Origin of the sequence: Desulfovibrio sp. (assembly GCA_016208105.1) — a bacterium.
Classification (GTDB): domain Bacteria; phylum Desulfobacterota; class Desulfovibrionia; order Desulfovibrionales; family Desulfovibrionaceae; genus Fundidesulfovibrio.
Map to the genome: position 1 here is coordinate 64,220 of JACQYS010000010.1, position 25,113 is coordinate 89,332.

Annotated in this window: 21 protein-coding genes, 1 tRNA gene, 1 other RNA gene and 1 pseudogene; 12 read left to right on the top strand and 12 right to left on the bottom strand. The window is 61.1% G+C overall.

Annotated elements, in window-relative coordinates:
- Positions 1-132 precede the first annotated feature (132 nt).
- The 4 genes from rsfS to HY795_05525 all read left to right on the top strand — a co-directional run bounded on the left by rsfS (position 133) and on the right by HY795_05525 (position 3,438).
- Positions 133-546: a ribosome silencing factor gene (gene rsfS, locus HY795_05510; protein MBI4804674.1), complete on the top strand. Its 414-nt coding sequence runs from the start codon at positions 133-135 to the stop codon at positions 544-546.
- Positions 543-2,093, top strand: a complete 1,551-nt coding sequence (locus tag HY795_05515) for a 2,3-bisphosphoglycerate-independent phosphoglycerate mutase (protein MBI4804675.1) — start codon at positions 543-545, stop codon at positions 2,091-2,093. The genes rsfS and HY795_05515 overlap by 4 nt, the downstream gene beginning before the upstream one ends.
- A complete protein-coding gene (locus HY795_05520) occupies positions 2,086-2,328 on the top strand; it encodes a hypothetical protein (GenBank protein ID MBI4804676.1) in 243 nt (80 codons plus the stop codon). The genes HY795_05515 and HY795_05520 overlap by 8 nt, the downstream gene beginning before the upstream one ends.
- A 198-nt stretch (positions 2,329-2,526) precedes the next feature.
- Positions 2,527-3,438, top strand: coding sequence for a DMT family transporter (locus HY795_05525; GenBank protein ID MBI4804677.1), 912 nt, complete (start codon positions 2,527-2,529; stop codon positions 3,436-3,438).
- A 69-nt stretch (positions 3,439-3,507) separates the two neighbouring features.
- Here the strand turns inward: HY795_05525 and HY795_05530 are convergent, their stop codons facing one another.
- Positions 3,508-4,215 carry a TIGR02453 family protein gene (locus tag HY795_05530; protein ID MBI4804678.1) on the bottom strand — a complete coding sequence of 236 codons (708 nt, stop codon included), beginning with the start codon at positions 4,213-4,215 and terminating at the stop codon, positions 3,508-3,510.
- A 228-nt stretch (positions 4,216-4,443) separates the two neighbouring features.
- On the opposite strand from HY795_05530, the gene HY795_05535 reads away from it, so the two are divergent.
- Both HY795_05535 and HY795_05540 read left to right on the top strand, forming a co-directional pair.
- On the top strand, positions 4,444-5,028 hold the full coding sequence (locus tag HY795_05535; protein MBI4804679.1) for a DedA family protein: 585 nt from the start codon (positions 4,444-4,446) through the stop codon (positions 5,026-5,028).
- 58 nt (positions 5,029-5,086) lie between these two features.
- The gene (locus HY795_05540) at positions 5,087-5,713 is read left to right on the top strand and encodes a hypothetical protein (GenBank protein ID MBI4804680.1); all 627 of its coding nucleotides are present in this window, start codon (positions 5,087-5,089) and stop codon (positions 5,711-5,713) included.
- Positions 5,714-5,735: 22 nt separating this feature from the next.
- Here the strand turns inward: HY795_05540 and ffs are convergent.
- The 9 genes and pseudogenes from ffs to hisD all read right to left on the bottom strand — a co-directional run bounded on the left by ffs (position 5,736) and on the right by hisD (position 15,728).
- Positions 5,736-5,831, bottom strand: an RNA gene (gene ffs / locus HY795_05545) — signal recognition particle sRNA small type.
- A gap of 4 nt (positions 5,832-5,835) precedes the next feature.
- Positions 5,836-5,929 (bottom strand) — tRNA-Ser (locus HY795_05550).
- Positions 5,930-5,978: 49 nt separating this feature from the next.
- Positions 5,979-6,742, bottom strand: a pseudogene (locus HY795_05555) (enoyl-ACP reductase).
- Positions 6,743-7,178: 436 nt separating this feature from the next.
- Complete coding sequence (locus tag HY795_05560; protein MBI4804681.1) at positions 7,179-8,204, bottom strand: electron transfer flavoprotein subunit alpha; 1,026 nt, start codon at positions 8,202-8,204, stop codon at positions 7,179-7,181.
- Between the two features lie 131 nt (positions 8,205-8,335).
- Positions 8,336-9,142 (bottom strand): electron transfer flavoprotein subunit beta, encoded by an 807-nt coding sequence (locus HY795_05565; protein MBI4804682.1) that lies wholly within the window; start codon positions 9,140-9,142, stop codon positions 8,336-8,338.
- A 209-nt stretch (positions 9,143-9,351) separates the two neighbouring features.
- Positions 9,352-11,208, bottom strand: coding sequence for a 4Fe-4S ferredoxin (locus HY795_05570; protein ID MBI4804683.1), 1,857 nt, complete (start codon positions 11,206-11,208; stop codon positions 9,352-9,354).
- 108 nt (positions 11,209-11,316) lie between these two features.
- Positions 11,317-13,374, bottom strand: a complete 2,058-nt coding sequence (locus HY795_05575) for an acyl-CoA/acyl-ACP dehydrogenase (GenBank protein MBI4804684.1) — start codon at positions 13,372-13,374, stop codon at positions 11,317-11,319.
- A gap of 134 nt (positions 13,375-13,508) precedes the next feature.
- Positions 13,509-14,405 carry a phosphoribosylaminoimidazolesuccinocarboxamide synthase gene (locus HY795_05580; GenBank protein ID MBI4804685.1) on the bottom strand — a complete coding sequence of 299 codons (897 nt, stop codon included), beginning with the start codon at positions 14,403-14,405 and terminating at the stop codon, positions 13,509-13,511.
- Between the two features lie 18 nt (positions 14,406-14,423).
- Positions 14,424-15,728 (bottom strand): histidinol dehydrogenase, encoded by a 1,305-nt coding sequence (gene hisD, locus HY795_05585; protein ID MBI4804686.1) that lies wholly within the window; start codon positions 15,726-15,728, stop codon positions 14,424-14,426.
- A 192-nt stretch (positions 15,729-15,920) separates the two neighbouring features.
- Here hisD and HY795_05590 point away from each other — a divergent pair, with 192 nt between their 5' ends.
- Entirely contained in the window at positions 15,921-17,186 is a 1,266-nt protein-coding gene (locus tag HY795_05590) for an MFS transporter (GenBank protein MBI4804687.1), read from the top strand.
- Positions 17,187-17,195: 9 nt separating this feature from the next.
- On the opposite strand, the gene HY795_05595 is transcribed toward HY795_05590, so the two are convergent.
- Complete coding sequence (locus HY795_05595; protein ID MBI4804688.1) at positions 17,196-19,889, bottom strand: CBS domain-containing protein; 2,694 nt, start codon at positions 19,887-19,889, stop codon at positions 17,196-17,198.
- The gene (gene xerD / locus HY795_05600) at positions 19,886-20,902 is read right to left on the bottom strand and encodes a site-specific tyrosine recombinase XerD (GenBank protein MBI4804689.1); all 1,017 of its coding nucleotides are present in this window, start codon (positions 20,900-20,902) and stop codon (positions 19,886-19,888) included. Before xerD ends, HY795_05595 begins: the two co-directional genes overlap by 4 nt.
- On the opposite strand from xerD, the gene HY795_05605 reads away from it, so the two are divergent.
- From HY795_05605 to HY795_05625, 5 genes are all read left to right on the top strand, one after another.
- Positions 20,901-22,073 (top strand): LL-diaminopimelate aminotransferase, encoded by a 1,173-nt coding sequence (locus tag HY795_05605; GenBank protein MBI4804690.1) that lies wholly within the window; start codon positions 20,901-20,903, stop codon positions 22,071-22,073. The two genes, xerD and HY795_05605, sit on opposite strands and share 2 nt — an antisense overlap.
- A gap of 121 nt (positions 22,074-22,194) precedes the next feature.
- Positions 22,195-22,767: a 2-amino-4-hydroxy-6-hydroxymethyldihydropteridine diphosphokinase gene (gene folK, locus HY795_05610; protein MBI4804691.1), complete on the top strand. Its 573-nt coding sequence runs from the start codon at positions 22,195-22,197 to the stop codon at positions 22,765-22,767.
- A gap of 25 nt (positions 22,768-22,792) precedes the next feature.
- Entirely contained in the window at positions 22,793-23,065 is a 273-nt protein-coding gene (locus HY795_05615) for a transcriptional regulator (GenBank protein ID MBI4804692.1), read from the top strand.
- A 3-nt stretch (positions 23,066-23,068) separates the two neighbouring features.
- A complete protein-coding gene (gene fsa, locus HY795_05620) occupies positions 23,069-23,716 on the top strand; it encodes a fructose-6-phosphate aldolase (protein ID MBI4804693.1) in 648 nt (215 codons plus the stop codon).
- 377 nt (positions 23,717-24,093) lie between these two features.
- Entirely contained in the window at positions 24,094-24,555 is a 462-nt protein-coding gene (locus HY795_05625) for a hypothetical protein (protein ID MBI4804694.1), read from the top strand.
- The last annotated feature ends 558 nt before the right edge of the window (positions 24,556-25,113 follow it).

Here is a 25,113-nt window from a genome sequence, read left to right on the forward strand (position 1 = left end):
GGCTTCACCTCCGTCTTCTTGCACGCGTCTGGTGATTCCTGCCCGAAGGCGTGCGTCCGCGTCAATATCCCGGGCACTTTGCGTTTGCGGCAAGAGGGTAAAGTCTGTACGAATGCCTCACGGAATAAAACTATGACAAAAGCAAAGAAACCACCGGTAAAGAAATCGTCGATCCCCACTGTGGAAAAGGTCCGGAAGGTGGCCCTCTGGCTCATGGAAAAAAAAGCCAAGGACATCGTGGCCATGGACATCAGCAAAGTGTGCAGCGTCACCGAATCCATGGTCGTTGCCACCGCGGCCAACGTGCGCCAGGCCCAGGCCCTGGCCGACCATGTGCTTGCCAAGTGCGGGGAGGACAACATCTCCTTTTTGGGCATGGACGGCTACAAGACCGGACAATGGATCCTCGTGGACCTCAACGACGTGCTCGTGCACATCTTCATGGAAGATGCCCGCGGATTCTACAACCTCGAAGGGCTCTGGTCCGAAGGCGTGGAAATATCCTTGCCCAAGGCGCCCGCAGCCCCCGCTGAACCCACTTCATGAAAAAAGCTCCCACTCTGCTTCTTATTCTGGATGGCTGGGGCATCGCTCCGGCCGGTCCTGGCAATGCCGTTACCACGGCCTGTCCCGCCACCCTGAACGCCCTGGCGGCCGAGTACCCTCATTCCCGGCTCAAATGTTCCGGACGGGCCGTGGGCCTTCCGGACGGCTTCATGGGCAATTCCGAAGTAGGCCACATGAACATCGGCGCGGGCCGGGTGGTCTACCAGGACATGACCCGCATTGACATGGCCATCGAGGAGCGCACCCTGTGGCAGAACCCCACCCTTGGGGATCTGGCGGCCAAGGTCAAGGCGAGCGGGGGAAAGCTTCATCTCATGGGCCTGGTTTCCGACGGCGGCGTCCACAGCCACCAGAAACATATAGAAGCGTTGCTAGAAGTGTTCCGCGATCTAGGGCTGGAGCGGGTTTTCGTGCATTGCTTCCTGGACGGACGCGACACTCCTCCGGACAGCGGTCAGGAGTATGTGGCCGATCTTCAGAAGGCCATGGTCCGCATCGGTTGCGGCAAGGTGGCCTCGGTGACGGGGCGTTTCTACGCCATGGACCGCGACAAGCGCTGGGAGCGCGTGGCGGATGCCTACGCCGCACTCACGTCCGGGCAGGGCATCTTGATAGCCGATCCCGTGGATTCCATTAAAGACGCCTACACCCATGATGAAACCGACGAATTCATAAAGCCCCGGCTGGTTATTGGTTCGGACGGCAACCCCCTGGCCCTGGTCGAGGACGGGGACGCGGTATTCTTCTTCAACTTCCGGGCGGACCGCGCCAGGGAGATAACCAGGGCCTTCATCGAGCCGGAATTCGCCGGTTTTGCCCGGGCCAGGACCCCCAAACTCTGCGCATTCGCCACCATGACCGAATACGAATCCAGTTTCGGCGTGCCCGTGGCCTTTGGCCCTGAAGAGCTTACCAACACCCTTGGCCAGGTGTACTCCGATGCCGGGCTTAAGCAGCTGAGGCTGGCTGAAACCGAGAAGTACGCCCATGTCACCTATTTTTTGAACGGCGGACGCGAGGAGCCGTTCCCGGGCGAGGATAGGGTCATGATTCCCTCTCCCAGGGAAGTGGCCACCTACGACCTGAAGCCCCAGATGAGTGTCTACGAGGTCACCGCCGCTTTTGAAGAGGCCTGGTCCAAGGGGTATGACCTGGTGGTCTGCAATCTGGCCAACCTGGACATGGTGGGCCACACGGGCATCATGGAAGCGGCCGTGGCCGCCTGCAAGGCCGTGGACGCCAGCGTTACGCGCATTCTCGATGCCGTGCTTGCTTCCGGGGGGCGCGCTCTTGTTACGGCGGACCACGGGAACGCCGAGGAGATGATCGACTCCCGGGGCGGCAAGATGACGGCCCACACCTTAAACGACGTGCCGCTCATACTGGTGGATCCGTCGCGCAAGGGCTCGAAATTAAAGGACGGCAAGCTCGCCGACCTGGCCCCCACCATCCTGGACCTGGCCGGGCTTGAAAAACCGCAGCAGATGACGGGTAATTCCCTGATCGAAGGCTTTAGCCATGTCTGAGAAGAAAAAGCCCATCACCCCGGTGAAGCCCAGCGGGCTGGAGCTGGTCTACCTGTACCCGTGCCCCTACTGTGTTCGCGAGGTTCCGCTGATTGCGCCCACCAAACCCACCATGGCCCAGTGCGATGCCTGCCATCAGCGTTTCCCGGTGGTCCCGGCGGACGAGAAGACCGTGCGTTTCCTGAAGCTCATGACCGCGGGCGGCAGGGCGGGGATCGACCCGGACTTCCTGTAGGGATTTCGGGTTTCTGCGCTGCGACAACCAAAGATTCCCCTGAGCCTGGGCGGATTGGCCGGTATGCGCCTTGATTCTAATACCCCAAGGGACGCGTAGCTTTTTCTTCTTCCCCTGGCCTTTTCTCCGCGCGCACTTCACGCCAACGATCTTGTTTTGTCCTTGCCGAGTCGTCATATACTGTTCCAAGAGCCTCACATGTTACAAAACGCCAGAATCGCCGGGTATCTTGCCGCCCTTGCCGCAACGGTCATCTGGGCCGGTAACTTCGTGTTGGCCAGAGGCGTGGCGCAGCATATTCCGCCCATCCAGCTGAACTTCTGGCGCTGGGTGCTGGCGCTTGCCTGCATGCTGCCCATTGCCCTGCCCAAACTCCGGGCCGATTGGCCTGGCATGCGCAGGCAGTGGCGGTATCTCTTCCTCATGGCCCTGGTGGGAGTCTCGGGGTTGAACGCGCTTATCTACAAGGCCGGACAGACCACGCAGAGCCTGAACATGGCCCTTCTGGTGCCCACGGCTCCCATCATGATCATCATTATGTCGCGCATTTTCTACGGGGAGCCCATCACCTACCGCAGGCTGGCCGGGGTAGGGGTGGTGCTCCTTGGCGTTCTGGCGCTTATTTCGCGTGGTGACTGGCAGCACCTCGCCTCGGTGAAATTCACCCCGGGCGACCTGTGGGCTTTGGCTGGGGCGGCCTGCTTCGCGGTGTACTCGCTTTTCATCCGCAGGCGCCCGGCAGATATCTCCATCGAAGGCTTCAACGCGGCCATGTTCACTGCCGGCATAGTGCTCATGATCCCGGCGCTGGCCTGGGAGGCGGCCGTTTCGCCTGCGCCGGTGTGGAACGGCCCGGTCATTGTGGCCGTGCTCTACGCGGGAATCGGCTGCTCCTTTGCCGCGTACCTCCTCTGGACCAAGGCCATATCGATAATCGGCCCTGTCCTGGCAGGCATTGTGTATTATTCCCTTCCCTTGTTCGCGGCCATCGAATCGGTGGTCATCCTGGACGAACATATCGCCCTGTTCCATGTTTTCGGTGGCGGGCTCATCATTGCGGGAATCCTGATCGCCACTCTGGACAAGGATTCTCTCTGGCGTCGGGCTTAAGGGGAATAAACGACACCGGACACACGTGCGCCAGGGATCTCACGTTGCACTCTCTCCCCCATCAGAGCGTCAGTCTTCACGCCTGAGCGCCTCCCAGCCGAATTCCAGCAGGGGCAGCACCTGCCGGGCGAAAACCCGCAAATGTTCGATAAGTCCGGCGGACATGACCTCCTTGTCCGCCAGTGGCTTCATGACGGTGTAGCCTTTGAGCTTCACGGCCTTGGCCAGTTCCGGATCATCCACATCCTCGAAGCCGCGCGGCAGGCGCTTCAAGGTGTCGTCCGGATCGAGCCTGAGCCCATGCGAGGCGAGCTTTTTGACCATCCCATCGAACTTTTTCGGGTACTTCCGGACGTATTCGCGCAGTTTGGCAAGCTCCTTGGGTTCTGGCCGGTAGAAGCCCGCCGCCATCAGGCATCCCGTGGGGTCAATGTGGATGTAGAGCACGCCTTGCTCCTTCTTGGAGCCGGTGGGAGTAAGCACCGCCCCGGCGTGGGTCTTGTAGGGGCTTTTGTCCGGGGAGAAACGGATGTCCCGGTTTATGCGAAAGAGCGAACCCAGGCGGTCGCCCCGCACCGGAATCGCTTCCTCCTTCATGGCCGCGCTGAGTTCTTCAACCAGTGCGCCGAGCGGAGCCTTCACCTCCCTTTCGTACAGCGGCTTGTTCTTGAGATAGTACTCCCTCGCGCCGTCGAAGTTGAAGTCTGCCTGCAATCTGTTGAGTGTGCGAAAGAACGTGAACGCCTCTTCCGAAAATCCCTGAAACGCGCCTTTCATAGAGTAAAACCCCTGTACTCTTTTTGTTGAGGACAGCCTAAGCGAATGCCTCCGTCTGGGGAAGGGCGGGATTGTTATGGCCGGTGGTGCCAATGAGTGGGGATTCAAAAGCCTTGCCCAGCCGTGGCCAGGCACGTACATGTCGAACCTGAGATTGATTCATGGAAATTATGCTCGGCAACAACCGGGCATCTGGGTTCCGGCCTTAAGATCTGTTTTGGAGCGGTAATGACGTTCGTTCCCACCGAACTACTATCCCAGTATGGCTATGCGGCCGTGTTTCTCGGCTGCCTGGTCGAAGGCGAAACCATCCTGCTTCTGGCCGGATTCGCCGCGCATCAGGGCTATCTGTCCTTCCCACTTGTTGCCGCGCTGGCGGTATGCGGTGGAGCGCTCGGCGACCAGATCTTCTTTTTTATAGGAAGAAAATACGGCCAGACCCTGATCGACAAATATCCCCGCATCAAGCCCCATGTCGACACGGTCAACAAGCTCATCATCCGTTTTCATTCAGCCGTGATCATCCTGGTCCGGTTCATGTACGGCCTGCGAGTGGCCGGTCCGGTGGCCATCGGCGCAAGCGGCGTTGGCATCTGGCGTTTCATGGTCTTCAATCTGCTTGGGGCCGCCCTGTGGGCACTGCTCGTGGGCGGGACGGGATATGTGTTCGGGCAGACCCTCGGCTGGCTGTTCTCGGACCTGAAACATTACGAGGAGCTGGCCCTTGTTCTGCTCGCCGTCATTGCCGTGGTTATCTTTCTTTTTAGGCGCAAACTCATGGATCGCCGGGAGAGAAGGCTCCGGCAGACGTAAGGCTGATCCGCCCGAACACGTGGGTTGCATCCTTTTGGGGAAGGATTATTCACAAGCTATGAGCAGGATGTGGGGAAACGCCCAGCAGGTTTTCAACGCGGTGGTGGACAGGGGGGTGGAGGGCCTGCCTCCACTGGTGTCCTCGTGGGAGCTTGCCGTCAAGTACATGAGCGACCGCAGCCTGCCCAGCAACGACCTTCGCGTGGACGCGCTTATCCGCCGCGAATCCACCAAGAACGCCTTCAGCACCGCCGTGACCAACTTAGGCGGCGTCATGACCCTGCCTGTGGCCATTCCGGCCAACATCTACGCGTCCTTCGCCTACCAGGCCCGTCTGGCCGCTGCCGTGGCGCTTATCTACGGGCACGACATCCGTTCGCACAAAGTCAGGGTGATGGTTGGGCTGTCCTTGGCTGGCAGAAAGGCCGTGGAGGTGCTCAAAAGCCTTGGGGTCCGGTTCACGGTGATGCTTCTGGAACGAAGCGCCGCCCAGCTCTCTGAGAAGGTGCTGGCGGATATCGGGGCGGCAGTGGGGATTCGGATTCTCGCCCAGGGCGGCGAACAGGCGGCGGGGCTTCTTCTTAAAACCATTCCCATTGCCAGCGACGTGGTCTGCGGGGCCATCGACTGGAACTACTGCCGGGCGGTGGGCAAGGTTTCCCGGGACATCTTCAGACGCAAATGAAAAAGGCCCGGATTATCCGGGCCTTTGAAGGAAACCAGGCACCCAAAAGCAACCGTTGCCGTTGCTCCCTTTCGGGCCTGGCGGGGTTGGCGGCGCCTTCGCCGCCTGGCTTCCTTGAAAAGTGGCGGAGAGGGAGGGATTCGAACCCTCGGTAACGGTTTTGCCGCTACACACGATTTCCAATCGTGCACCTTCGGCCAGCTCGGTCACCTCTCCGCGAGACGGCGGTTATTAGCGGGTTCCGGCCTGATTGGCAAGTTCAAAATCAAATGCCCATGATATTAAAGCCGCTGTCCACGTAGATGACCTCCCCGGTCACGCCGCTGGACAGGGACGAACCCAGGTAGACGGCCGTTCCGGCCACGTCCTCCTGGGTGATGTTTCGTTTGAGCGGCGTGCGCTCCTCCACGATGGGCAGAAAACCCTTGAACCCCGTGATGCCCGAAGCCGCGAGCGTCCTTAAAGGCCCGGCGCTGATGGCGTTACCCGCACTCCCTGGGAGCCGAGGTCGGCCGCCAGGTAGCGGACGGAGCACTCCAGGGCCGCCTTGGCCACGCCCATGACGTTGTAGGAGGTGATGACCCGCTCCGCGCCCAGATAGCTCATGGTCATCACCGATGCATCCGGCGTCAGAAGGCTTTCAAACCCTTTGCACAGGGCAACCAGGGAAAATGCGGACACGTCCAAGGCCAGGGCGAAGCCGCTCCTTGATGTGTCCACGTAGCGTCCCTTGAGATCGTCCTGATGGGCGTAGGCCACCGAATGGACCAGAATGTCGAACCGGCCCCATTTTTCGCGGACAGTGTCCGCGGCGGCGGCGATCTCCTCGTCCTTGGTCACGTCGCAGGGAAAGATGAAATCCCCGCCGAGTTCCTCGCTCAAGGGCTCCACGCGCTTGAGGATCGCCTCGCCAGGATAGTTGAAGGCCACGGAGGCTCCGTGTTCCTTGAAGGCCTTGGCCACGCCGTAGGCGATGGAACGGTCGTTGGCCACGCCGAATATGAGCGCTTTCTTGCCGGTAAGCAGCATGGGTACTCCTATTGCGATGATTGGATAGTATTTGCGTGAGTGTCTCGCACCCTAAAATTGAATTTGTGAACATGGTCAACCCGTGTGTTACTTTTCACGAGGAATTCTTTGGGTATGGAATAGTAAGTAACAGATAAAATTAGTTATTATTTTTTACTTGTACGGTGTATGTGTTCGGTAAATTGTGAAATGGACAAAATGTCAGGCCGGCACGGGAAGAGTCAGATCGTATCGAACACGTGTCGAAGCCGTCAGTCAGCAGAGTCCAGCCGTCTTTGCTGGCGAGAAGCGGCTTTATGTCTTCTCGTGTCACTTTGCAGGGTGAAGAACGCGAATGATCTGGGAACAAAAAAGCCCCCGGCCGAGAACGTCCGGGGGCTAAGTATCGTCTGTCGCACGCGAAAGCTGGCGTGCGATTCAAAACGGCGAATGCGCGCTACGGCAGAAGCGCAATGACCTTGCGCATCACCTCGAAGGCGTCGGCCACGTAGAGCACGTCCGCCTTGCCCTGGGCCCAGCCGCAGCTGGCGTCCAGGTTCACGGCGCGGCGTTCGCCGATGAAGCGCCAGCCCACGGTGTGGGGTTCCTCGCCGTGGCAGCACGTGGCCAGGCCCTTGGCGTGGCGGGGAGTGGCCCCGGTCTGGCCGACCTGATGCATGTGGGTCAAGAACGACATCACCTGCTGGCCTTCCCCGGAGAGGTCAACCAGGGACTTGGAGGTGCCGAGCGAGGCCTGGGCCCTGTTCAGGAATCCCAGGATCAGCTCTTCCGCGTCGGTCAGGTGGGTCTGGCCGTCCGCCTGCTTCTTGGTCCAGCCAGCGCCGGCCACGAAGAGCAGAGCGGCGTCGGGGCGGATGGTCTGCTCCTCGGCGGAGGGGGAGATAACGGAGGTCACCTGGGTGCGCACGCCGCCAGCGGGAAGCGCAGCGGTTACGGCAGTGACGGAAGCCTTGCCAGCGGCTCCGGAGTAGGGCGCAAAGCACCCGGTGGAAACGCTCACGAGCCAGGGGCGCTCCTGACGGGTCAGTTCGGCGTACATGCGCTGGCGATAGTACCAGCGGGTGAGGGTGGGCTTGCCGCCCTCCACCGCGATGGCGGTGACGTTGGTGTCGGAGGCGCCGCCCAAGCGTGCGGCCGCGCCGGGCAGCACCCGGCTCATGCGCGAGGTGGCCGCGCCGATGGCCATGGTGGCCCCGGAGGCCTTGAACAGGGCTTCGATGGCGGCAGCGTCGGTGGCGTAGCGCGCCTGGGCGAACTCCGCGCCGGACACGCCGTAAAAGGCCTCTGCGCCGCATGCGGCCACAGCGTCGGCAGCGGCCTGAATGTCCGCGCCAACTATACCCACACAGAATCCGGCCTTCAGCTGCTCGGCCAGGGTCTTGGCGGCGGTGAGGGCTTCCAGGGAAGCCTTGCTCAGGGTCCCGTCGCTTTCGGTCTGGGCTACGAAAAGAATCTTGTCCATATGTTCCTCCGGCTGCCGGGAGATGTTTCCCGAGGTTGCCAGTGTTGTCGCTGAGGGTATTGCCGTTGGGTTATGGCCTCCGGCGGCCAAAGGGTCTTAGACCCTTTGGAATCCCAAGTATTGGCGAGACGCTAGGCGTTCAGCCAGTCGATGATCTCTTTGGCGATGGTCTCGACCGGGGTGTCCTTGACGATCCGGGTTTCGCGCTTCTGGCTGGGGATCTGGACGCCGACGTACTCGGGACCGCCTTCGATTTTCACGGGCTTGGCCTTCTGCAGGGCGGGCATGACCAGACGCATGTTCTGCATGCCGACCTGGGGGTTGTTGGGCGGCTCGGGCAGTTCGCCGGTGGCCCAGCCGACCACGGCCGGAGGTCCGGCAACCACGGATTCCTGGTAGCTGCCGCCTTCGATGCGCTCAAGCACGCGGATGGAGCCGTCCGCCTGGGGCTCGAACTTGTCCACGCCCTGGAACTGGTCGAAAATGCCCAGCTTCTCGCCAACGATCTGCATTGTGGCTCCGGCGCCGCGTGAAGCCGACTGCCAGCCGCCGAAAACCAGGAGTTTCGATTTATCAAGGCCGGGGATGGCGTCGATGGCTTCGGCCAGGGCGGCACCCACTGTGGCAACCTCCACGAAGCCTCCGGCAGGGCCGTCCAGGACCACCAGCTCGAAGGGGACCTTCTGGGCGATGGTCATCATCACCTGCTGCAGCTTGGCCTTGGGGCCCATGCTCACCAGCCAGACCTTGCTGCCCGGGGCGTTCTTGGCCAGGTTGGCGGCCTCGAACAGGGCGTGGCCGGCCCAGGGGTCCAGGATGGCCGGGAGCATCAGCTCGTTTTTCAAACCCCAACCGGCGGGGCCCTTCACCGGCTCCAGGGTCTGGAGCGGATCCGGCACTATGCCGCCGCAAACAACTATGTGGTACACTGCGCTCATATGGTCTCCTTTAAGGTCGAAGAGCCTCCGGCGGCCAGAGAGGAAACTTTTTGAAAAAAGTTATCCTCTCTGGGCTCTCCTTCAAAAACTTTTAATGGGCTTCGCGTTCATGAACGCGAAGCTATATGGTGTCCAGAGGGCGAAGCCCCTTGGCGGGTGAGCCCAGAGAGGGCAGCGCCCTCTCTGGCCGCCGGAGGCCTAAACTAAGCCTAATTTTCAGCCGAATGCAATCCGCCCGCTCCGGCCCGGAACTCCACGTTGGTCTTTTCCGGGTCCTTGGGGTGCGGCTTGGAGCAGTTCCACAGGCAGGCCCCGCAGTGCACGCACTTCTCCCGGTCAAAGAGCGGCACGCCGTCTTCGGGATTGGTGGTGATGGCCTGGCCCGAACACATGTCGATGCAGATCTTCTCGGCGCAGCCGCGGCAGGTGTCGTGGTCGGCAAAAACGACATGATCGGCATAGCCGAAGGGCGCCTGGACCTTGCCGCCGATGAGCAGGGCGTCCTGATGCGAGACCAGCAGTTCCCCGTCGTATTCGATTTTCGGCCAGCCCACCCGGTCCATGATGGCGTCGTGCAGGGCCTCGCCCTTGGCCGTGCACTCTTCGCGCATGGCCTTGAGCTCGTGTGCGGGAATCTGCGGGGAATACGTTTCTTCGACCGACGGCACCCGCTCGTGCGGGCGGCGATGGTCGCCGGGCATGTTGAACTTGCCGTCGGTGAAACCGGTGAGGGCCATGCCCAAAAGCCCCTGGATGAACCCTTTGCCGAAGCCGTCCCGGGATTTTTCCGCGATCTTGGCCTCAACTTCGAGCCGGGACGCCCTGCGGCGCTCCACGTAGACTTTGCGCAGGTTCTGGCGGGTGAAGGGCTTGCCGTCTTTTAAAAGCTCCAGCACGCCCTCGGCCAGGAGCGTTCCCGAGGTCCAGGCCTCGTCCACGCCCGAGCCGGTGAGCACGTTGGTGGTGCCGGAGCCTTCGCCTATGCGGGCGTAGCCGTCGCCAACCAGCCAGGGCTCGCCGCGCCGTCCCGATTCCAGGAGGGATTTGGCGCCCCAGGAGCGCATCTTGGCGCCCTTCAAGTGTTTCCACAAATAGGGATGGGTGATCCAGTGCTGCATGTAGCGGTAGGCGGTGCGCACCGGTATATCGAGCCAGGAGGGCACGAAGATTCCGAGCGAGGCCACCCTGTCCGGCAGCACGTAGAGAAATCCGAAGATGTCCGGTTCGGGGTAGCCGAAGGTGTGCAGAACGAACCCTTCGGGCAGCTCGCAGCGCTCCGGCAGGTCCACCACCATCTTCATGCCCAGGGCCCAGTCGCGGCGATGGTGCCCGTGGGGCATGCCCATGGCGTCGTCCAGGTCACGGCCCACAGGGCCAACCGGACCGTCGCCTATGACCGTGAGGGAAGAGCGGATGTCCATGCCGGGCATGAATCCGGCGTCCGGTTCGCCTTTTTTATCAACGCCCTGGTCGACCAGGCGCACGCCCACAACCTTGCCGTCCTCGATGAGCACCTTGGAAACGGGCATTCCTGGCCATATCTGGGCCATGCCGGACCCCATCACCTGGGAGCCCACCCACTGGTTGAACTGGCCGATGGAGAACACCAGCCCCGGCTCCTTTTGCAAAAACGGCGGGATGTACGGCAGCTCCACCGCCTCGTCCTTGCAGAAGGGCAGGTACTTGCCGAAGGTGCGGATCATGTTGTCCTTGAAATCCAAGAGGTCCTGGCGGCGGCTCGCCCCGTGGGGATCGAGGAGATAGGCGACCTTTTCGTGGGTCACTTCAGCGCACATGGGCATCTGCGAGGGCTCGAAATCGGGGAAAGATTCCCTGATGCCGCGCGCCTTGGAGACCACGCCGGAAACCCCGGCGCCGATGTCGTCGGCGCGTTCGTAGCAGATTATCTGGGGGGGCATGCCGGGCATGACCGTGCTTTCGGACACCGGCGTTCCGTCTTCGGCGGTGAGTCCCCGGGTCAGTGTGGTCAGAAATCCGCCCATGGCGGGGCCGAACCCGACGCAGACGATGTCCACGTCCATGCTCTGGCGTTCAATATCGGACATATGCCTACCTCACACGTTCGCCGGAAAGGGATTCCAAAGGGCATAGCCCTTTGGCCGCCGGAGGCTTCCCCTCCGGCAGCCTATGGAAACAAATCCTTCAGTTCTTAATTACAGCGGATAGTCCAGGGCTTCGGGAATCATGACCTGGGTCAAGGCGTGGCCCGCCCTGTCCTTGGCCAGGGCCGCGCCGCTGAGCGTCCTGTCGAGCTGGGAGCGCAGGGCGTCGAAGGCGTCAAATTCCGCCTCGTCCTGGGGGCCGAAGCCGTACACCATGTTGGCGCAGACCTTGGCGCATTCCCCGGCGGCCTTGGCTGCCTGGACAACGGCCAGATCCGAGAAGAAGCCCAGGGTGCCTTCGAGGCCCTCAGCCACGATGGGGTTTTCGGGTCCTTTTTCAGCCAGCTCCATGACGTCGGACACCTGGCAGCGCGAGGCCATCACCCAGCACAGGGCGTCGGCCATGGGGAAGCACACGTTCTGGCGGCGGTTATGGTAGAGGCGCGCGCCAGAGGGATCCTTGCAGCGGTGCAGGAACTCCAGGGTCCAAAGCCACATTTCCATGGCCTTGGCCACGATGGCCGCCCCGGTTTCGGGTTTGGCCTGGCCCAGCTTGGTGAACTGGTTGATCCAGATGCGCAGCTTGGCCAGGAAGACCTCGTTGGTCATGGTGAGGGAGAGATGACGGCGCTGCACGGCCTCGGGTCCCTCGTAGGTGGCTTCGAGCTGGGTGTCGGTCCACTTGTAGAAGAGGAATCCCGGGCAGTCTTCGGTGATGCCGTAGCCGCCCATGAGGGCGATGGCTTCGCGCATCTGGTTGGCGGCCTGGCCGGTGTTCCAGAGCTTGCAGCCCGGGCAGAGGATGTTGGCCAGGGATTCGAGCACCACGTAGCGAACCAGCGGGTTGTTGCTGAGTTCCTCGAAACGGGCTGCGTCGCGCTCGGATTCGGGCATGGCCTCCAGGTTCAGCAATTCGATGGCCATCTTCTCGAACTTTCTCTGGGCCGAAATCTGGGATTTGGGTCCCACGATGCCCTGTTCGGCGAAGATGCGGTCCTTCTCCTTTTCCGAGGGATCGAGCTGGTCGAAGAGCCTGGCGGTCTCGAACCCGAGCGAGGCGCCGGCCTCGCCCATGGCCCAGATTTCGGCCAGGCGCAGCACGGCGTCGGGTTTCTGCTGGATGCCCAGGTCGTACTTGGGGGTGCCGGGCACGGCGTCGCCGCCACGGAAACGCTGCCTCTGGTAGCGGATAACGGGTTCCACGGCCGAGAGGAGCTTGGCGGTGCTCATGAGCGCCACGGGAACGCGGGTGCGGTGGAACACCGCGCCGATGATCTCGGAGTGGGTGTAGTTGGGGACGATGACCCCGTCTTTCACCGTGTAGCCGCCCACGATGCGGCTGGCCGGGACCTTCAGGTTGAAAACCGGGTCGCGGGTGGAGGAGAGTTGGTGCACCATCTTGAGGGTGGGCGCGCCGCGGTCGAAGAGGCCTTCGTCCGTGTCTTCCACGATGATGATGCACGAAGATTTGATGCGCGGGTCGTCGGTGTCCACGGCGCAGGTGGCGAAATTGGCGAAGTCCATGCCGGTGATGAAGCGGCCGCGCTTGTCCACCTGGATGATGGGTTCCTTGCCTTCTTCCCACTCGGCGATGCGGATCTTGCCCACCAGGGTGTTGGTCTCAACGCCGACGTAGGGCAGGGGCTCGGTAAGGGCGAAGGCCCCCCGGTAGATCTTGCGGTCATCGCCGGGCTGAGGCGGAACGCAGAGGCTCATGTAGTAGTCGCGCTGCTCAGGCGTGCCGCGCTCGTGTATGGGGGCCAGGGCCAGGTTGGTGGCCAGGGAACAGGTGGCCGCGCCCGCGTCCACCCAGGAGAGCTCGAAAGCGACCAGGGCTAGGGCCAGGTTCTTGGGGCCCTCGATGAAGCCGCCCTGGTGGGGGTCCATGAAAAGGGCTGTCAGGCCGGAGGAATCGAAAGCCTCAAGGAGCTGGGCCTTGTGGTCGGTCCACTCGTGGGTGTGGCGGGCGCCTTCGGCCACCAAACGGGCCACCAGGGTGCGGGCCAGGGAGCGGGCGGATTGCAAGGCCATCTGGATGTCGTAACGGTCGGCGAAACGCCACATGATCTGGCGGACATCATCGCCAGGCAAAGTGCGAAGGGTCTCCATGAGTATTCCTATCCCCCAAGGTTATGAAAAAACTGTCAAACGCGACTGGAAATTTAGCCAAAATAAGCCATCCCCCGAGCCGCGTCAACGTGGCGAAGCCAACGGCTCGGTTCCAGCTCGTGATTATCGGCTCATTAAAAGCTCAGGACCTCACCGGTAAGTGACTGGTATGCCTCCATGTATTTCTTCTGGGTCTGGGAGGCGACATCAGCGGGGATATTGGGCGCGGGCGGTTTTTTGTTGAATCCGATGGATTCGAGCCAGTCGCGCACGTACTGCTTGTCGTAGCTGGGCTGGCCCTTTCCCGGCTGGTAGCCCGAGGCGGGCCAGAAGCGGGAGGAATCCGGGGTGAGCACTTCGTCGATAAGAATCAGCTCATCGCCGATCATGCCGAATTCGAACTTGGTGTCGGCGATAAGAATCCCTTTGCCGCCAGCATAGTCGCGAGCCTGGGAGTAGATGGAAATCGCCGTGTCCTGCACCTTGTCGAAAACGGTCTGGCCGACCAGGGCCTTTGCCGCGTCCAGGGTGATGTTCTCGTCGTGGCTTCCAAGCTCGGCCTTGGTGGACGGGGTGAAGAGGGGTTTCTCCAGCTTGTCGGACTCGCGCAGGTTCGCGGGCAGGGCATGGCCGCAGACTTTCCCGGTGGCCTTGTAGTCCTTCCAGCCGGAGCCCGTGATGTAGCCGCGCACAATGCATTCAATGGGCAGGGGCTTGGCCTTGCGTACCAGCACGGCCCGGCCATCGAGCATGTCCGCGTGCGCCTTCAAGGGCGCAGGGAAATCGGCTGGCTCGGTGGCCAGGAGGTGGTTCTTCACCAGATTCTTGAATTTCTCCATCCAGAAGATGGTGATTTTATTTAAGATAACTCCCTTGTAGGGCACGGGGTCCGGCAAGATCACGTCGAAGGCGGAGATGCGGTCCGTGGTGACGATGAGCAGGACGTCGTCGGCCACCTGATAGATGTCGCGCACCTTGCCGCGCGAAAGGAGCGGATACTGGGTGATGTCCGTATTGGTGATCACTTGCATGGACGTAATCCTCCAAAATTATTCGTTGCGGCATTCGACTGAGCGGGCGTGGGCCTCCAGGCCCTCCAGCCGCGCCAGCCGCGCTATCTTGGCCCCGTGCCTGCGTGCGTAGGCGGGAGGCGCTGCGATGAGGCTCGATTTCTTGGTGAAGGTCTCCACCGAGAGGGCCGAAGAGAACCTGGCGTTGCCCATGGTGGGAAGCACGTGGTTGGGGCCCGCGAAGTAGTCGCCCACCGGTTCCGGGCAACCGGCGCCCAGAAAGATGGCTCCGGCGTGGCGGATGTCTCCCAGAATGCTCCAGGCGTCGGCAACGGCCAGCTCCAGGTGCTCCGGTGCCAGCCTGTTCACCACCTCTATGCCTTCCTTGATGCCGGGAACGGTGATCACCGCGCCCCAATCGGCCAGGGCCTTGCGGGCGATTTCGCTGCGGGGCAGGCGGTCGAGCTGTGTCTTAAGCTCTCCAAGAACTGCCTGACCAAGCTCCGGGCTGTCCGTAACCAGAATGGCGGCGGCGAACGGGTCGTGCTCGGCCTGGGAGAGCATGTCAGCGGCCAGCCAGGCGGCAGGCGCGGTCTGGTCGGCCAGGATGACGATTTCGGAGGGCCCGGCGATCATGTCTATGCCCACCTGGCCGACCAAAAGCCTTTTGGCGGTGGTGACGTAGATGTTGCCTGGCCCGGCCAGGACGTCCACCGGGGCCAGGGTGGCCGTGCCGTAGGCCATGGCCGCGATGGCCCAGGCGCTTCCGGCCCGGTAGATCTCGTCGATGCCTAAAAGCGAGGCAGCGGCGAGTATGTACGGATTGAGCGAGCCGTCCTTGCGCGGGGGCGACACGGCCACGATCCGCTCCACCCCGGCCACCTGGGCCGGAATGGCGTTCATGAGAAGCGAGGAGATAAGCGGGGTTTCGCCGCCCTGGCCGCCGGGCACGTAAAGACCGGCGGAATCGACCGGGCGGACCAGCTGGCCGAGGATGGTGCCGTCCTCTCGGGTGGTCCACCAGGATTTTTCCTTCTGGGATTCGTGGAACCGGCGGATGTTCGCGGCCGCTTCCTCGATGATGTCCATGTCCCCGGCCGGGACTTGGTTTCGCGCCTGAGCGATTTCATCAGCCGACACCCGCAGCATGGACAGGGTGAAGTCCGGGCAGTCGAACCGTCTGGTGTATTCGACCAGGGCTTCGTCGCCTTTGGCCGAGACGTTGGCCAGAATGTCGCGAACGCGCGCTTCAACAGCCAGGTCGGGATTCTCGCGGCCTTTGAGCTTGACGTGCAGGGGGGCGAAATCCTCGGGACGCTGGTATGTGAGCTGTGGGCAGGGCATGAGGGCTCCGGAATGCGTCGATGGCGCGCCTATAGATTATGAAGGGTAGTTTGTCGAGTATCGGAGTGTGGTGCAAGCGGCTTGAAGAATGAGCTTTCCACCCTTGAAACAGGGTTCCAAAGAGGGTAGCCCTTTGGCCGCAGGAGGCTCACCACCCACAGTATCGCCTTCGCCGCCCAGGAGTGTGGAAGAATGAACCAATCCCATCTCGACAGCGCCGTGCGCAAGGCCTCCTGGCGTCTCCTGCCTTTTCTCTTCGTCCTTTATATAGTGGCCTACCTGGACCGCATCAACGTGAGTTTCGCGGCCTTGGGCATGAACAAGGACCTGGGCCTGGACCAGACCGCCTACGGACTGGGGGCCGGGATATTCTTCCTGGGCTACGTGCTTTTCGAGGTGCCCAGCAACCTCATTCTTTATAAGGTCGGCCCCAGGCGCTGGATAGCCCGCATCATGGTCAGCTGGGGGCTATTGACCATGGCCCTGGCCTACGCCCAGGGGCAGTGGAGCTTTGCGGGGCTTCGATTCCTGCTGGGCGTGGCCGAGGCGGGGTTCTTTCCCGGCATCATCCTCTACCTTACATACTGGTTTCCCCAGACCTTTCGGGCGCGCGCAGTGGCTCTTTTCATGACAGCCACGCCCATCGCGGGGCTTATCGGCAGCCCCGTGTCCGGCTGGATCATGCAGATGCACGGCGCGTTTAACCATGCGGGCTGGCAGTGGCTGTTCCTTCTGGAAGGCCTGCCCGCCGTGGTGCTTGGCGTGTTCGTCTTCTTTCGGCTCCCGAACGGGCCGAATGATACCCACTGGCTTACTCCCGAGGAAAAAAGCGCCTTGAGCGATCAGCTCGACCGTGAGAATAGCCTTGTGGCCGGGAGCCATCTTTCAGGGCTGCGCCAGGGACTTGTGAGCCCCAAGGTCTGGGCTTTTGGATTCGTGTATTTCTGCTCGGTGCTGGCCATGTACGGCCTGGTCATGTGGCTGCCGCAGATCGTGTCCGGCGTCACGGGAGGAAGCGCCCTGTCCGTGGGGTTCTACGTGATGATCGCCTACTTCTTCGCGGCAGCCGGCATGGTGGTGATAGGTATAAGCTCCGACAAGTTCGCGGAGCGGCGCTGGCATATCATAGGGTCCATGGCGTTGTGCATGGCCGGTATGCTGGTGCTCTCGGTTTCGTCCGGACTTTTGGGAATCCTCACGGGAGCGAGCCTGGCCGCCATGGGCATCTGGGGAGTGCTTGGGCCGTTCTGGGGGCTGGCCACCTGCTACCTTACGGGCACCGCGGCCGCGGCCGGAATCGCGCTCATCAATTCGCTCGGCAACGTGGGCGGGTTTGCCGGGCCCTACCTGATGGGATGGATGAAAGCCCACACCGGGCACTATTCGGAGGCCTTCCTCTACATCGGCGTGGTCATGCTGGCTGGCCTGAGCCCGATTCTTTTTCTGAAAAAGCGCTAGCAGACGGCGTCATTTCGCCGGTGCCGGCATCCACTCCAGGCCCATGAATCCATCGGAGAGGCGCTTGGCCAGATCCAGCTGGTCGGCCCGGCAGGTTGCCTTGCCGTCGAGCATGGCGGCTGTCACCGAACGCAGGATCTCGCTGTAGCGGGGGCCCGGAGGGATGCCCATGGCCAGAAGGTCGTCGCCGCTCACCTCGATCTGCTGGTTCCGAAGCGTTGTCAGATAGAGCGAGATCGAGCGCTGCACGGTCTCCTTGGGGTGCCTGGCCATGAGATACAGAATGCCCTCCAGCGGAAGGTCCTTGAGCATGGAGTACAGCTCGCTGTAGAGGCCCTTGCGGTATTCCCACTCGTAGATCGACTGCGCGGTGTCCCGGATGCAATGGCGCAGGTGCAGGAACATCTCCTCGTGATGCTTGGAGAATCCCATGCGTTTGGTGACGCTTTGCACCTCGTCGTCGGCCATTCCGGCGCACAGCCCCAAAAAGTAAATCCGCCAGATTTCAGGCTGGGGTTTGACGTAGAGCAGGCGGTACCAGCTGATAACCCGGTCCGCTTCGGCGAGAACCTCCTTCTTGCGGTCGTCCAGGGCCAGAAGGGGGTGTATCGCCGCCAGAAGACCGAAATCGTCCATGCGCCGGATGCAGGCCAGGGGGGTGTCGTCCTCGAAAATGTGGCGAATTTCGTGGAAAACCCGCGACCCGGACAGCTTGTGCACGAACTGGTTGGTGATGGCGTTTCGTATGAGGCGCTCGGTCTGGGCGCCGATTTTGAAATTGAAACGCTGTTCGAAGCGGATGGCGCGCAGGATGCGGGTTGGGTCTTCCACGAAGGAGAGGGAGTGCAGCACCCGGATCACGCGCTCCTTCAAGTCCCTCTGGGCGCCGAAGAAATCCACGAGCTTGCCGAAGCTGCCGGGGGACAGATGCACGGCCAGGGCGTTGATGGTGAAATCGCGCCGGTAGAGGTCCATTTTTATCGAGGAGAGTTCCACCGTGGGCAGGGCGGCCGGGTACTCGTAGTACTCCAGGCGCGCGGTGGCCACGTCCACGCGGGTGCCGTTCTCCATGATGACCACGGCCGTCTTGAACTTGCGGTGGGACTTCACCCTGCCGCCAAGCTCCCGGGCCAAGGCCTCGGCAAAGAGGATGCCGTCTCCCTCCACCACCAGGTCCAGGTCCAGGTTGGGGCGTCCCAGGATAAGGTCGCGCACGAAACCGCCCACCACGTAGGCTTCGTAGCCCATGGACCAGGCCATGGTCCCGGCCCGCTTGAGCAGTTCGTAGAGCGGGGCGGGCAGTCTGTCCCGCAGGTGTCCGGCCACGCTGCGCTCGGATTTGCGCTCCGCGCCGACGCTCTCGGGAATGCGGGCCGGCTCGCGCACCAGGGTGTTGATGAGGTCCGTACGCGTGACCACGCCCACCACCTCGTCGTTTTCCACCACGGGTACCTGGCGCTGGCGCTGCCCCAGGATGATCTCCATGATGTGAAAAAGGTCGGCCTTGGGCGACACGGTCTGGGCGCCCTGCATCATGTAGTCGCTGGCGTCGGAGGTGGCCAGGCCGTGCTTGATGGCCTTGTCCACGATGTCGTGCTCCAGGATGCCCAGGCAGCGCCTGTTCTCGGAACTCACCACCGGGATGGCCTTGAGCCCGAAGCGGGCCATGATCTCCTGGGCCTGCGAGAGGGGCTTGTCGTCTTCGATGAGCACGGCGGGCTTGCTCATGAGGCTCTCGGCCAGAATCTGCGGGTTCACCTGGGAGTAGAGCAGGCCAAAGAGCTCCTCCTTGGCCTGGGTGAGGGTCTTTTCCTTAATAGATGCCGAGGCGGCGTAGGTGTGTCCGCCTCCGCCCAGGGCGGAGCAGATGCGGCCGACGTCCACGTCCGTGGTGCGGGAGCGGGCCACCAGATGCACCCGGTCCTTCATGAGGGCCAGGGCGAAGAGCACCCGGATGTTCTCCATGTCCATGAGCTTGTGGGCCAGCAGGGCGAAATCGCCCACGTAGTTGTCCAGGGTCACTTCGGCCACCACGATCTCCACCCCGTTGATGTCGTAGGTGGTGGATGATTCTATGAGCGAGCTCATGATGGTTATCTGCTCGGCCGATAGTTCTCTGGTGAGCAGTTCGGACAGGGTGGGCATGTCCATGCCCTGGCCTTTGAGCCAGGCCGCGGCGGTGAAATCCTCCTCCGTGGTGGAGGTGAAGGTGAAGGAACCGGTGTCCTCGTAGATGCCCAGCGCCAGGAAGGTGGCCTCGTCCGGGGTGAGCGTGAGTTTACGCTCCATGATCATGTGGGTGAGGATGGTGGTGGTGGAGCCCCAGGGCTTCACCACGGTCACCTCGCTTGGCAGGTCCTCCTCGGTGTCCGGGTGGTGGTCGTAGACATGGACGGCCAGTTCCGGCTTGTCCAGGATCGGGTCCACGTGGGGCACTCGGGAGCGTTGCCGGGTGTCCACCAGGACCAGGGTCTTGACCGTTTCCGGGTCGATGTCCTTGTAGGTCTTGAAGTTGAACAGATAGGTGGCGCTTTGGATGAAGAAATTGCGGATGTTCTTCTCCTGGCTGCCGGGAAAGATGAGCGTGGCCCCAGGGTAGAGCTTGCTGGCGGCTATCATGGCGGCCAGGGCGTCGAAATCCGCGTTGATGTGCGCGGTGATGACAGTGGGAGCGGGCAAGCCCTTGTGAGGCTTGGAGATCATGAATCCTTCCTTGTGGAACGCGAACGCGGGTGGTGGGCGCGGTGCACGCTGGTTAAACGGTCGGCCTGAACGTGGGTGTATATTTCCGTGGCCGCTATGTCCGCATGGCCCAGAAGCAGCTGTACCGTGCGCAGGTCGGCCCCGCCTTCGAGCAGGTGGGTGGCGAAGGAATGGCGCAGGCTGTGGGGTGAGATGTCCTTGGCGATTCCGGCCTCCAGCGCGTAGCGCTTGATGAGCTTCCACACGCCCTGGCGGGTGAGCCCCTTGCCTGACCTGTTGAGAAAGAGAAAATCCTTGGCAGGCCTGAACGCCGGGCGGATGCTCTGGACATAGCGGGAGAGAAGGTCCTGGGCCATGGAGTGGATGGGCACCAGGCGCTCCTTGTCGCCCTTGCCGAACACCCGCAGAATCCCCGCCTGGGCGTCGAAGTCCAGGGGGGTGAGGGTGATGAGCTCGGTTACGCGAAGGCCCGCCGCATAGAGAAGCTCGAGCATGGCCCTGTCGCGAAAGCCCAGGCTGGTTTCCATGTCCGGGCGTGAAAGAAGCCCTTCCATCTCCTGGCGCGAAAGCACGTCCGGGAGCCTGCGCGGCAGCTTCGGGGCCTCGATGAGTTCCGCCGGGCTTGCATCAAGCCAGCCTTCCTCCACCGCATGGGTGAAAAAACCGCGCATGCTGGAGAGGTGCCTGGCCAGGGACCGGCTGGTCAGCCCCTTCTGGCGCAAAAACATGAGGTAGAGAAAAATGATCTGGTCGGTCACATCTTCCACAGTGGAGGATCTTTCCTCCAGAAACAGCTGGAAGTGCAGCAAATCCTGCGCGTAGGCGGCCAGGCTGTTCTCCGAGAGCCCTTTGACAACCAAAAGGTGCTCCAGCCAGGCGTCCACCCAGGGGTGGGGGGCTTCGCGCAATTGCTTGGTTTTTATTGACACGTCCATCCGCCTCTTTTTATGACCTCGGGGCTTGCTTATTCCATTTCTTGCGCCCGCGCGCAATCGCCCCAAGGAGCTTCCCATGCCTCAGTTCAAGATGGCCGATCGTCTGGCCGCGCTGCCCCCCTACCTGTTCGCCGAGATCGACCGCGTGAAAAACGAGGTCAAGGCCCGCGGCGTGGACATCATAAGCCTGGGCATCGGCGATCCGGACATCCCCACCCCGGATTTCATCATCGACGCCCTGTACGCTTCCGCCAAGAAGCCCGAGAACCACCAGTACCCTTCCTATGTGGGCCTGCGCACCTTCCGCTCGGCCGTGGCCACCTGGTACAAGGGGCGCTTCGGCGTGGAGCTTGACCCGGACAACGAGGTGGTGAGCCTCATCGGTTCCAAGGAAGGCATCGCGCACTTCCCGCTGGCCTATGTGAACCCCGGCGACCTGGTGCTGGTGTGCACGCCCAACTACCCGGTGTACAACGTGGCCACAGGCTTCGCTGGCGGCACCACCAAGTTTTTGCCCATGACCGATGCCAACAACTTCCTGCCTGACTTGGACAGCGTGACCGAGGCGGAGTGGGCCAAGGCCAAGATGATCTTCACCAACTTCCCCAACAACCCCACCTCGGCCTGCGCGCCCAAGAGCTTCTACGAGAAGCTGGTGAAGAAGTGCCGGGACAGCAACACCATTCTCGTGGCCGACGCCGCCTACACCGAGATGTACTACAACGAGGCCGCCAAGCCCATCTCCGTGTTCGAGATCCCCGGGGCCAAGGACGTGGCCATCGAGTTCCATTCGCTTTCCAAGACCTACAACATGACCGGCTGGCGCATCGGCATGGCCGTTGGCAACGAATCCCTGGTGAAGGGGCTCGGAAAGATCAAGGAAAACGTGGATTCGGGCATCTTCCAGGCCGTGCAGGAAGCGGGCATCGCCGCTTTGGAAAAGGGCGACCCGTATGCCGAAAAGTTCCGCGCCATCTACAAGGAGCGCCGCGACGTTCTGGCCGCGGGGCTTAAGAAGATGGGCATCGAGTTCCGCCTGCCCGAGGCCACCTTCTACTTCTGGTGCAAGGTCCCGGGGGGCCAGGACTCCAAGGGCTTCGTGACCAAGGTGCTCCAGGAGACCGGCGTGGTGCTCACCCCGGGCAACGGCTTCGGTTTCCCTGAGGCTGGCGAAGGCTATTTCCGCATCGCCATGACCGTGACCAAGGAGAAGATAGAGGAAGCTCTGTCGCGCCTGGCAAAGATGTAGTTCTGGCAATGCCCGCATCCGGCGGGCATTGTTCCAGCCGCGCAAATGAGGGCAGGGGAGGGCGCACCGCGTGACGTGCGCGCTGGCTTAAGGCTTCCCCAGCCGAGAGCGATAGCAAGAGATGACGAACACAGCCGCATTCGTCGCCCTGGGGTCGAACCTGGGCGAACCGGCGGCCACGCTTTCCCGGGCCGCCGGGCGCATGGACGGGATTCTTCCCGGCGTGCGCCTGGCGGCCCGCTCGCGTATCTGGCTGACGGCCCCGCATGAGCTGCAAGCAATGGAGCCGCCCCGGCCCGAGTGCCTGCGCGAATTGTGCGTTGATGATAGGGCCGTTGCCCCGGATGGCGGCGTGAAACAAGAGGCCGGACCGTGGTACGCCAACATGGTGGTTCGTTTGGATTGCCCGCCCGGGATAACCGCCGAATCGCTGTTCGAGGCCCTCATGGCCCTCGAATCCGAACTCGGCCGAAACCGCCTGATGGAAAGGCGGTGGGGGCCCCGGATGATCGACATCGATCTTCTGACTTTCGGCAACGAAACGCGCAGCACCCCCCGGCTGACCTTGCCGCACCCGCGAATGTTCGAGCGCGCTTTCGTGGTTCTGCCCCTGGCCGAGATCGCCCCGGAACAGGTCGATGCGAAAATTGTCGCAGGTTTGTCTTTTAGTGCCTCTGGAACTATGATATTTTGAACTTTAGAAAAGGATCGCCCGTATCATGTGGAAATTCGTATTATTCGCTGTCGCGGCATTCGTTCTCTGGAAGATGTTCGCCGGCGACATGTTGCGCCGCAAGCAAGAGGCCAAGAAAGAAGAAGAAACACTGATTGCCAAGGGCGAGATGGTCAAGGACCCTGTTTGCGGGTCCTACGTGGCCCTGGACAACTCGGTCAGAGCGAATGAGGGCGGCAAGGTTGTGCATTTCTGCAGTTACGAATGCCGGGACAAATACCTCGCCCAGATCGAGTCCGCGAAAACCAAAGAGGGGTAACCCATGAAATTCTTCCTGGACAGCGCCAGCCTAGACGAAATCAAAGCAACAAAAGACATGGGCATGCTCGACGGCGTGACCACCAACCCGAGTCTTTTCGCCAAGGAAAAGGGCGACTGGCACAAGCTGGCCGAGGCCATCTGCAAAGAGGTCGACGGCCCGGTGAGCCTGGAGGTGGTCGGCACCACGGCCCAGGAAATGCTGGCCGAGGCCAAGGAGCTCATCAAGTTCGGGCCCAACGTGGTGGTGAAGATCCCCATGCTGCTCGAAGGCATGAAGGCCGTACGCCAGCTCAAGGCCCAGAAGATCCCGGTGAACGTCACCCTCATCTTCCAGCCTTTGCAGGCCCTTATGGCCGCCAAGGCCGGCGCCACGTACGTGAGCCCCTTCGTGGGCCGCATCGACGCCATCGGCGGAGACGGCATGGCCATGGTGGAGGAGATCGTCACCATCTTCAACAACTACGATGTCGAAACCCAGGTGCTGGTGGCCAGCATAAGGAACCCGACTCACATCGTCCGAGCGGCCCTCATGGGAGCGGACGTTGTCACCGTGCCTTTTGCCGTGATCAAGGACCTTATCAAGCATCCTTTGACGGACGCCGGGCTTGAGACGTTTCTCAAGGACTGGGGCAAGGTTCAGAAGAGTTGAGCACGTTTGAAGCGATTTCTGCAAGCCGCCCAACATGGTTGTCGGGCGGCTTTTTTTTGAGTCAGCCGTTCAACAGATCATTTCGGTTTCCTGCCCCTTTTTGGAAAGGGGAGGGCAACCACGTTGCGCGCGAGGCAAAGAATCGAAAACACCTTGTGGCCCTACTCCGTCCCGGAGCAGGGCGGCAGCCGGTTCTGCAGGGTGTGAGGCCGCAGGGGCGTGTGTTGGAGTAAAACAGCATTCCCACGGCGTCCTTTTCGTAGTATTTAACGGATAAATTGCCTTTTTGCTCTGGGTAACAGCCTGTCAGCCGTGTAAACTTGGCGTGGTTTTTTCCGTATTCCCCGTGAGACATGCAGAGATTGAGGAGAAGGTTCATGGAAAGGCCGCTCTCAAAACGGATAGCAGACATTCTCACGTTGGATGTTATCGAACTTATTGGGGACGAAGCCTGTGAAGCTGTTAACAAAATGCAAAATGACAATGACAGCGAAGAAAAAATTGTAAGTTTTATTGAGAAGAAACTATCAGAAGTCAGCGGTAAAATTGAAACAGACAGATATCATGAGCTTCTTGATACAATTAGAAAGTCAAACAAGTATCAGGCAGACTTCATGATGTTAAAGAAAAACTTAAGGCGCGGACTTCCGGTAAGAATTGCTCGCAACCAGTGCTTCGAACTTATTGGATTGCACGGATATTCGATGATGGAAGACAAAATTGTTTCCGAGAACTTGATGAAAGGAAAAGATGTCCGGATGATTGCCAAGGCCTTGGCAGTGAAGGACTACCTTATTAAGTATTATAACGTTGATATTCCCATATTGTGGCTGAAATAGTGATGGATGTAAGCCGTTTAACTGTGATGATCTGCGTCTAGAGAACCTGTCTGCTGCCGTCAGTAATGAGAATCGCTGCATTATTCGCTGAGAAAATGTAAAGTGACCCTTTAATTGTCTGGAAAGGGATATTCGTATTCATAAGAATTTCAAGAGACAACGTTGTAAATATCCCGCCAGATAAAGATGAACCATCATTGAGAAGCGGTCAGTGTATCATTTTTCTGCGTTCCGGTCAGCGGCCGTATCGGCCGGGGAAAACAAGGCTCAAAAATAGTCCAGGATGCGTTCTGGGGCAAAAGTATGTCTCTTCGTTAGCCGTCGGGGCCAGGACGTGTCCTGGGTCGTTTTTGGAGAAAAGAGGGGGTTGGCATAAAATAGTGGTTTTGGATGTGGTTTTGAAGTCTCGGTTGCCTCGGTTGGGAGGAGTCTAGGTGGCGAACATAGGTCCTGGAACTACTACGAACGTGCTTTGCCGCATTTGGGCTGTGGGGTAGTTCTCCGTTTCTGTCTCGGGATGAACCGCCGGTGCCCATGGCGGGATGTTCGTTGTTGATC